The 8,624-nt window shown below is 74.6% G+C and carries 8 protein-coding genes and 2 pseudogenes; 2 read left to right on the plus strand and 8 right to left on the minus strand.

Going from position 1 to position 8,624, the window contains the following annotated elements; genetic code table 11:
• Positions 1-136: 136 nt before the first annotated feature.
• A complete protein-coding gene (locus ACZ4NT_RS36805) occupies positions 137-691 on the plus strand; it encodes a dihydrofolate reductase family protein (protein WP_467729675.1) in 555 nt (184 codons plus the stop codon).
• 40 nt (positions 692-731) lie between these two features.
• Here the strand turns inward: ACZ4NT_RS36805 and ACZ4NT_RS36810 are convergent, their stop codons facing one another.
• From ACZ4NT_RS36810 to ACZ4NT_RS36825, 4 genes are all read right to left on the minus strand, one after another.
• Positions 732-1,505 carry a TIGR04222 domain-containing membrane protein gene (locus tag ACZ4NT_RS36810; RefSeq protein WP_121406662.1) on the minus strand — a complete coding sequence of 258 codons (774 nt, stop codon included), beginning with the start codon at positions 1,503-1,505 and terminating at the stop codon, positions 732-734.
• Between the two features lie 43 nt (positions 1,506-1,548).
• Positions 1,549-2,340, minus strand: a complete 792-nt coding sequence (locus tag ACZ4NT_RS36815; protein ID WP_121406663.1) for a DUF4142 domain-containing protein — start codon at positions 2,338-2,340, stop codon at positions 1,549-1,551.
• Positions 2,341-2,668: 328 nt separating this feature from the next.
• Entirely contained in the window at positions 2,669-4,108 is a 1,440-nt protein-coding gene (locus ACZ4NT_RS36820; protein WP_467729678.1) for an MbnB/TglH/ChrH family RiPP precursor modification enzyme, read from the minus strand.
• 269 nt (positions 4,109-4,377) lie between these two features.
• A complete protein-coding gene (locus tag ACZ4NT_RS36825; protein WP_121406665.1) occupies positions 4,378-5,130 on the minus strand; it encodes an aminoacyl-tRNA hydrolase in 753 nt (250 codons plus the stop codon).
• A 60-nt stretch (positions 5,131-5,190) separates the two neighbouring features.
• Between ACZ4NT_RS36825 and ACZ4NT_RS36830 the strand changes: the two are divergent.
• Positions 5,191-5,480: pseudogene (locus ACZ4NT_RS36830) on the plus strand (ATP-binding cassette domain-containing protein); the annotation flags it as partial.
• A gap of 13 nt (positions 5,481-5,493) precedes the next feature.
• Here ACZ4NT_RS36830 and ACZ4NT_RS36835 read toward each other — a convergent pair.
• From ACZ4NT_RS36835 to ACZ4NT_RS36850, 4 genes and pseudogenes are all read right to left on the minus strand, one after another.
• On the minus strand, positions 5,494-5,688 hold the full coding sequence (locus ACZ4NT_RS36835; RefSeq protein WP_121406666.1) for a hypothetical protein: 195 nt from the start codon (positions 5,686-5,688) through the stop codon (positions 5,494-5,496).
• A gap of 80 nt (positions 5,689-5,768) precedes the next feature.
• Positions 5,769-6,620, minus strand: coding sequence for a polysaccharide deacetylase family protein (locus tag ACZ4NT_RS36840; protein ID WP_121406667.1), 852 nt, complete (start codon positions 6,618-6,620; stop codon positions 5,769-5,771).
• A 384-nt stretch (positions 6,621-7,004) separates the two neighbouring features.
• On the minus strand, positions 7,005-8,387 hold the full coding sequence (locus ACZ4NT_RS36845) for a PhoX family protein (RefSeq protein ID WP_467729680.1): 1,383 nt from the start codon (positions 8,385-8,387) through the stop codon (positions 7,005-7,007).
• 88 nt (positions 8,388-8,475) lie between these two features.
• Positions 8,476-8,624: pseudogene (locus ACZ4NT_RS36850) on the minus strand (slipin family protein); the annotation flags it as partial.

Here is an 8,624-nt window from a genome sequence, read left to right on the forward strand (position 1 = left end):
GCCGAGGTCGCCGCCGGGACTCCCCCCCGCCCCCCCCCCCACCCCCACCCCCCCCCCACCCCCCCCCCCCCCCCCCCCCCCCCCCCGGCCGACCTATGATGCGGCCTCCCGGCCTCCGCAATCCTGGAGAAGACGCATGAGTGAAGTGAGCAGCGGCACCGGCAAAGTGGTCGTCAACAGGGCGATGTCGCTGGACGGGTTCATCGCCGGTCCCGGCCACGCGATGGACTGGATCGCCGAGTTCCTGACCCCGGACGTGTTCCCCGAGGTCATGGCGGCAACGGGCGCCATGCTCGTCGGCCGGGGCACGTACGAGGTCGCCAAGGGCATGGGTGAACAGGGCACCCCCTACGAGGGGGGAGCACAGTTCGTCCTCACCCACCGGCCTCCCGAGGAGCCGGACCCCGCCGTCACGTTCCTCACCTGCGACGTCGAGGAGGCCGTGGCCACGGCGCGCGGCGCCGCGGGCGGCAAGGACCTGGAGATCCTCGGCGCCGACGTCGCCGCGCAGTGCCTGCAGCGCGGGCTCGTCGACGAGATCCTGGTGTACGTCCTGCCGGTGCTGCTCGGCGACGGCGTCCGCTTCTCGCCCCCGAGCCTCGACAGGGTCGACCTGGACCCCTTCGACACCACCCGGTCGGGAGCCGTCACGATGCTCCGTTTCCGGGTGCGGAAGCAGGCGCGGCCCTGACCGGCACGCTCCCCCCGGCTGCCGTTCGAGCGGCAGCGTCCTAGCGCTGCCGCTCGCGGTGGCCGAAGGCCGCGCGCAGGTCCGGCTCGCCGATCGCCCGGATGCCGCGTACGGCTACGGAGGTGAGGTAGGCGCGGTCGTCCCCGGCGGCGCCGTGACGCGGGGTCAGGTCGCCGAGGAGCCGCTGTCCGGCCGGGGAGGCCCAGCGGGTGTAGGGGTGGACCTCGACCCGGGCGATGGCGAGGCAACTCAGGGCGAGGACGAGGGGCAGCGCGAACCAGAGAGCGATCAGTCCCCGGTCCTCGGTGGCCTGCCCGGGCAGCAGCAGGGCGACCGCACCCAGCGCGGCGACGGCCGCGGCGGCGGCGCGGACCCGGCGGACGGCGCCGGCCACGTCGGTGCGGGCTCCGTCCGGCAGGGCGAGCCCGGCCGCGACGAGGCGGTCCGCGAGGTGCCGCACCGCGTCGGCCGCCGCGGTGGTCCTGCGCACCGGCGCGATCGGGGACTGGCCTTGCGGGCCTATCGCGTCCAGCACCGAGCGCTCGATGTCGTCGCGCCCGTCCGGATCCACCACGGTCGCCCAGCCCGTGTGCGCGAGCAGCAGCCGGCGTCGCCGGGCCATCGACACCAGGGTGAGGTCGGCGACCCGCCCGGGGCCGCCGGACAGGAACGCGGCCTCGTACAGCGTCAGTCGGTGCCCGTGGCCGGCGTGCCGGTCGTCGTCGGCGGCGGCGCGTACGGCGGCCAGGCACAGCCGTGTACAGGCCGAGCCTGTCGCGACCCAGGCGAGCAGCAGAAGAAGGACCCAGAACATGGCCGTTTTCTATGCGACAGGGACCGGGAGCGCCACACCTTATTCACGATGTGGACGGCGACTCGTCCCCGGTGCCGTCCGGGGGCCTGGGGGTGGACGCGGCCGGGGGCAGCGGATAGCCCGCGGAAGGGGTGACCGGCACCGGCGGGCTGGGGGAGGCCCTGGGGCCCGGCGGCGCGGGGGAGTTGGTCAGCGGGGGCGGCGCGGCGGTGGCCGCGTCCTCGGCGATCGCGTCGAAGTCGACGTACCCGGTGGCCTCGAGGACCTTGATGTGGTCGAGCACGGTGGTGTTCGCGTCGTCGGCCAGATCGCGCACGAGGCTGTTGCGGGTGTTGGCGCGGACCTGCGCGACGACCGAGAAGACCTTGCCGTGGGCCTTGCGGAGGATGTTCGCGAACTCGCGGTCGTACGCGGTGCCGTGGGCCGCGTCCAGCGTGGCCAGCCACTGGCGCTGCTGCGGGTTGGGCTGGTTGGGCAGTTCGAGTCCGAGGCGCGCGGCGACCGTGCGCACCCGGGCGTCGAGGAAGGTGTGGCCCTCGATGAGGTGGCCGCCCGCGGTCCGGACCGCCTGGGTGGTGCCGCGTTCCTGGGCCTGCTGGCCCGCGGGCAGTTCCCAGAGTCCGGCCAGCCGGACCTTCGTGACGAACTCCCGGTCCAGCCCGGACAGCGGGCCGAACTCCGTCGACACGGTCTCGGCGTTCAGGGTGTCCAGGCCCGTGCCGGAGCGGTCCGCGTACGACCAGATCGGGAAGAGCAGTGCGACGAGGGTCGCCGTCAGGCCCGCGATGACGAGCCCGGTTCCACTGACCAGTCCTTTGCGGTTGATGGATCGCATGGTGCCTCCTGTTGCGGCACCGCACGCTGGTGCGCTTCGGGTGCGGATTGGCATATTACTGCGGTCCATATGCCAACTGCCGTACAGGAGGGACCGGTTCCGCGGCGAGGAACGGGCGCCGGATGCGGATGGATATGTCCATCCGCATATCGCCGCAAAGCGGCAGGAGTCGCCGCGAGGTCCGGCGGGAGGGGCGGTGGTGTGGGCCCGGGCACACTCGGCGGGCCCGGTAGGGCGGTCGGGCGGCTCCCGGGTCGGGCTTGTGGGCTCCGGGGGCGGATTCCGGTCGGTCGCGGCCGGCGCGGGGGCCCCGCCCGCCCGGCCCGGCTCAGCGGCGCAGCAGCACGCGGCGGGTGGCGCGGGCCAGGCGGGCCGTGGGGCGCTCGGCGCGCGGCACCGGCCCGGACCGGTCCAGCCACCACGCGCGCAGCCGGCGCCGGGCCTCCGCGTCCTCGGGGCGCCCGGCGAGCAGCAGGTGCTCGGCGTAGTCCAGGGCGTCCCGCCGGTAGCCGCCGGTCATCGGGTGCCGCTGCGCGTACGCCACAAAGGCGGGCCGGTACGCCGCCCCGAGGATCTCGGGCAGCTCCGGGGCCACCTTGGCGACCACGTCCGCGCGCTTCGCGGCGAGTGCCCTGGCCTGTACGCCCATCCGCACCCGGTCGAAGCCCTCGGGCACCGGCGTGCCCGCGACGAGGGCGGAGAGCAACGCGGCCTGCGCGAGCGCGACCCGCTGCCGCGCCGGACCGGAGGCGTCGGCGGAGCCGGTGCCGGGGGACGCGGCGTCGGCCGGCGCGGTGCCGGTGACCGGCTCGGTGACGGTGACGTCCCCGGTGGTGGTGAGGACCGCGCCGTCGGCGACGGGCTCGGCACCGCGGGCCACCGCCGTGGCGGCACGCGCGACGGGTGCCGGGGTGCGGGCCGCTCCGGCGCCGACCGCCCGGCCGGCGGCCGTCCGCAGCGTCTCCCGGATGGCCGTCAGCTCCCGCTCCAGCTCCTCGGGGGCGGGGAAGTTCTCGTCCCGCTCCAGCAGGACGCCGGGCGGGGAGACCCGGGAGGCGAGCTCGGCGAGGATGTCGAGCACCTGCCGGGGGACCGGGTGGGCGTGGCTGTCGTGCCAGACGCCGTCGCGCTCGAAACCGCCCGCAACATGGACGTAGGCGATGGCTTCCACGGGAAGCTCGTCCAGCGCCTCGGCGGGGTCCTCGCCGCGGTTGACGTGGTTCGTGTGCAGGTTGGCCACATCGATCAGCAGACGTACGCCCGTGCGGTCGGCGAGGTCGTACAGGAACTGCCCCTCGGTCATCTCCTCGCCGGGCCAGGCGATCAGCGCGGCGATGTTCTCGACGGCGAGCGGAACGGGCAGCACCGCCTGGGCGGCGCGGATGTTCGCGCACAGGACGTCCAGCGCGTCCCGGGTGCGCGGGACCGGGAGCAGATGGCCGGCCTCCAGCAGCGGGGAGGCGGTGAGCGGGCCGCCCGCGCGGACGAACGCGATGTGCTCGGTCACGAGGGGCGAGCCCAGTGCCTGCGCCCGCTCGGCGAGGGCGGTGAGGCGGGACTCGTCCGGGCGGTCCGCACCGCCGAGGCCCAGCGAGACCCCGTGCGGCACCACCGTGACGCCGCGCTCGCGCAGCCGCAGCAGCGACTCGGGGAGGTGGCCGGGGCACAGGTTCTCCGCGACGGCCTCGACCCAGTCGATGCCGGGCATGCGCTCCACGGCGTCCGCGATCTCCGGACGCCACCCGATTCCCGTCCCCAGCTGCTTCATGTCCCTGCCCCCTCCTGCGTCACGTCCCGGCCGGGCCCCGCGTGCCGTCCCCGCACGGCGATCCCCGCGACGCACCGGCGTTCCGGCGTGACGGGGTCATGGCCCCGGGATTCGGCGCCCAACCCGCCGGAGGGCACCTTCAGAGCAACATTTGAGGTTCCGCCGGCCCTCTCGCGGTCCTCACGGGGCCCACTTCACCTGGTTACGTACGGAACGGCCGGGCCGTTCAGGCGTCCCGGCCGGGAGCGGTACCCGCCTGAGATGCCCGGTCAGCGGCGCAGCGCCGGGTGGTCGGCGACCACCGTGCACGACCCCGGGGCGATCTCCGTGAAGCCCGCGTCCCGGACCAACGGCAGTCCCGAACCCGTGAGTTCGCTCCAGGCGGCGGGCGCGGCCGTACGGACCGAGAGTGGGAACCCGGCGCCGCGCCAGGCGGCCCGGTCCTCGTCGGACAGCTCCCACCAGGCCAGTTGAGCGCCGTGGCCGGCCTGGGCCATCGCCTTGCCGGCCGACATGTCCAGGTCCGGGCTCAGCCAGAGCACCGGAGCCGTCGCGTCGGCGGCGACCGGCGGCTCCGGGTCGTCGAGGTCGGTGCCGGACACCTGGAGACGCGCCAGGTCCTTGGGCCAGCCGTCCAGCGGAACCGGCGGGAAGACGCGGACCTCGGCCGCTTTCCCGGTCACCGTGATGCCGGGCAGCGCCTCGGCCCGCCGCCACTCGGCACCGCGCGCCCGGCGCACCACCTTGCGGATCCGGGCGTCCTGCCAGTCCCGCACGAGCTGCGCCCACTCCCCGTCGCCGAGCGAGCGCTCGTCGCTCAGGATGGTCAGGACGGCACGCGCCGCGGTCTCCAACGCGTCGGTGCGCGCCGGGGGAGCCGCCTTCTCGATGCGGACGACCAGGGGCAGCACGAACTGCGGCGCCTCGTCGCGTGCCGTGCGCTCGGAGCGGAAGGGGCTCTCGTCGGCGGAGGCGGAGGCAGGGGCGGCGGCAGGGTCGGCGGGGGTGTGTTCGCTGGTCACGCCCTCCAGTCTGCCAGGGCCGACCAGCCCCTCTGCGGGCGCTCGCGCCCGCGGGCGAGGATGCCGGTCACGAGTCACGCACTGCGGCTGGAGGCCGTCTGTCGCCGCTGCGGCATCCGCGGGCCCTGGGTGCTGGGGGAGGTGGACCTGACCGTGCCGCCCGGCTCGCTGGTCAGGATCGAGGGCGGCAACGGCACCGGAAAGTCGACGCTGCTGCGGCTCGCCGCCGGGATCGGCGCGCCCGGCGCGGGTCGGATCAGCGGCCGGCCCGCACCGCGTACGTCCCCGAGGGCTTCCCGGCCGCGCTTCCCTTCACGGCACGCGCGTATCACCTCGCGCCGGGCCGCCTGACCGCCCGGCGGATCAGCCCGAACAGGCGGTGCGCTGTGCCTCCTGCCATGCGCAGACGGGGCACAGCGTGATCCCCTTGTACGACTCCGGGTACTCGGTCGGCTTCCGGCAGAGCACGCAGTCGGCGAACGGCGGTCCGTCCGCCGCGGGGTCAAGGGCGCCGGCCGGTTCCGCTCCCGTACCGGCGGTCTCGCGGTGGTCGCTCATGCCTCCAGCGTAGGACGGACATCCGGGGGCCCCGCCTGCCGGGGCCGACGGACGCCCAGGGGGCCCGCCCGCCGGGGTTCCTAGGAGCGGCGGGCCGCCGTGGCACCGATCAGCTCCGACACCTTCACGAACCTGAACCCCTTCTCGCGCAGCTCCGGCACGATGCTCCGCACCGCCCGCTCGGTCGCCGGGGCGGCGCTGCGCGTGCAGTGCATGACGACGACGGAACCGGGGCGGACCCCGTCCAGCACCTGCCGGGCCACCGCGTCGGAGTCCGTCGCGAACGCGTCCCCGCTCACGACGTCCCACTGCACGGCGGTGACGCCGGACGCGCTCAGGGTCCGCAGCGACCGCTGGTCGTAGCACCCGCCGGGGAACCGGAAGTACGGCTTCGGGTCCGGCACCCCGGCCCGGCGGAACGCGGTGAACGCACGTTCCACGTCGGCTCGCATCCGGCTCTGCGGCACCGTCGGCAGCCCGTAGCAGTCACCGGTGAAGGCGTAGTGGCTGTACGAGTGGTTGGCGACCTCGAAGAGGGGGTCCCGCCCGATGGCCCGGGCCTCTCCCGGATATTCGTCGGCCCACCGGCCCGTCATGAACACGGTGGCCGGCACCTTCAGCTCGCGCAGCGCGGTGATCAGCTGCGGGTTGTCGAAGCGTTCGCCGGACGCGGCCCGTGCCCCTTGATCCGCGGTCATGTCGGCGTCGAAGGTGAGCGCGACCGTCCGGTCCCGCGTCCGGGGGCCGTTCCTGAAGACGGGCGTCAGTCCCGCCGGGCCCGGAGCGAGCGTCGGGGAGAGCGAAGGGGCGGATGCCGAGGGCCGCGCGGGCTGCGCCGAAGGCCGGGCGGGCCGCGTGTCGGTGGCCCCGCAGGCGGCGAGGGCCGCACCCAGCGCACAGACGGCGGCGATGCGTCGTACATGAAGGATCACCGGATGAAGATATTAGTATAAATGTGATTATCCGGACCTCATGGACGCGAGTCGGGCCCGCGGCCCCCGGCGTCACCCGCCCGGCCGCCCAGGATGCCCTCGCGCTCAGCCGGGAGGTGTCCGGCCCGGCAGCCGCTCGCGGCACTCCGCCGCGTCGAAGCCGGCCTTCGGGTACCGCGGGTCCAGCGCCCGCAGGTGTTCGAGGAGAAGCCCGCCGGCCGCCCGGTTGCCCCGGCAGGCCGGTTCGGCGGCCGCCGCGGGGCCGGGAGCGACGGGACGGCGGAGCCCCGGGGCGTGGGCCCCGGGGCTCCGGACCCGGTCAGCGGGCGGCGGACCGCGACGCGCGCCGCCCCCGGGCGGTGCCGGTGCGGTCGCCCGCCCGTCTCACTTGCGCCAGGGCCCCGTCACCGCGAACGTCGTGCCCGGGGTGTAGCAGTTGACGTACATGGTCCGGCCGTCCGGCGAGAAGGTCACACCCGCGAACTCGCCCCACTCCGGGGCCTCGGGCGTGCCGATGTTCTGGGCGCCGCGGGCCATCGCGTACACCTCGCCGCGCCGCGTCACGCCGAAGACGTGCTGGGCGCCGTTGCCGTCCTCGCAGACCATGAGGCCGCCGCTCGGGGCGAGGCAGATGTTGTCCGGGGACTCGCCGGGCAGCTGCACGTCGGTGTCCGGGCCGAAGACGATCACGAGCGTGAGGCGGCGCGACGACGGGTCGTAGCGCCAGATCTGCCCGTAGTGGTCCGCGGCGGAGCCCTCCGCGCTGTGGGCGAAGGAGGAGACGAAGTACACGGATTTGCCACCCCAGTAGCAGCCCTCCAGCTTCTGGGCGTGCGTGATGCCCTTGGGGCCGAAGTCCTGGAGTCGGATGGGCGTCTGGGCCGCGAGCGGGTCCGGCACGTCCACCCACTCGATGCCGTCGAAGGTGGCGCCCGTCTCCTGGATGGAGGACAGGTCGGGTACGCCGGGCACGCGCATCGCCTGGAGTCTGCCGCCCGCGCGCAGTGAACCCCGCCCGCCCTCGGGCTTGTTGGGCAGGAAGCGGTAGAACAGGCCGAAGGGCTTGAGGAACGCGTCCTCGGTCTCGTAGACGACGCCCCGGCGGGGGTCGACGGCGATCGCCTCGTGCTGGAAGCGGCCCATCGCGGTGAGCGGTACGGCGCCGGTGCGGCGCGGGTCCACCGGGTCGACCTCGAAGATGAAGCCGTGGTCCTTGGTGTAACCGTTGGTGCCGGCCTTGTCCTCGGTCTCCTCGCAGGTGAGCCACGTGCCCCAAGGGGTGGGCCCGCCCGCGCAGTTGACGGCGGTGCCGGCGATGGCGACGCGTTCCGAGAGGACGTGGCCCCGCTGGTCCACCGTCAGCGCGGTACACCCGCCCTTGCCCATCGGGTCGTACGTGATGCCCTCGATCGTCGGGACCGGGATCTTGGCGGTGGGCCGGTTCTCGTGGTTGCGGACGAGGTGGACCCGGCCGTGTCCGCCGGGGAAGGCCGACATGCCGTCGTGGTTGCTCGGCACCGGGCCCTCGCCGGAGCGCAGCGGGTCGCCCTCCCGCGACAGGACCCGGTAGCGGAAACCTTCCGGCAGATCGAGCAGTCCGTCCGGGTCGGGGACGAGGGGGCCGTAGCCGTGGTGGCCGAGATCCTGCGCGGCGGCGGTGCCCGCGAAGAGTTCGGAGAGGTTTCCTGCGAAGGCGATCGAGGCGCCCAACGCGCCTGTGCGGGCGAGGACCTGACGTCGCGTCGCGGATCGAGCGTTCTCGGACATGGGGCAACCCTCCTGCTGGCGGACAGGACTGTGACCCCGCTGTGGTATCACGCACTCCGGGCTACCGGAACCACGCGCGTAGCACGTGTCACTCGTCGGTCTCCGGCGGCCGCACGGCGGGAGGACGCTCCGCGGCGGTCTCCGGCGGTGCGGGTTGTCCGCTCTGTGCGCGTTCCAGGAACCGCAGGAGTTCGACGGGGAAGGGCAGGACGAGGGTGGAGTTCTTCTCGGCGGCGA

The sequence above is a fragment of the Streptomyces sp. NPDC026417 genome (assembly GCF_055567695.1).

Coding starts and splice junctions, on each gene's coding strand:
- ACZ4NT_RS36810 (WP_121406662.1), bottom strand. CDS start 1,505: ATGTTCTGGGTCCTTCTTCTGCTGCTCGCCTGGGTCGCGACAGGCTCG.
- ACZ4NT_RS36845 (WP_467729680.1), bottom strand. CDS start 8,387: ATGTCCGAGAACGCTCGATCCGCGACGCGACGTCAGGTCCTCGCCCGC.
- ACZ4NT_RS36815 (WP_121406663.1), bottom strand. CDS start 2,340: ATGCGATCCATCAACCGCAAAGGACTGGTCAGTGGAACCGGGCTCGTC.
- ACZ4NT_RS36805 (WP_467729675.1), top strand. CDS start 137: ATGAGTGAAGTGAGCAGCGGCACCGGCAAAGTGGTCGTCAACAGGGCG.
- ACZ4NT_RS36835 (WP_121406666.1), bottom strand. CDS start 5,688: ATGAGCGACCACCGCGAGACCGCCGGTACGGGAGCGGAACCGGCCGGC.
- ACZ4NT_RS36820 (WP_467729678.1), bottom strand. CDS start 4,108: ATGAAGCAGCTGGGGACGGGAATCGGGTGGCGTCCGGAGATCGCGGAC.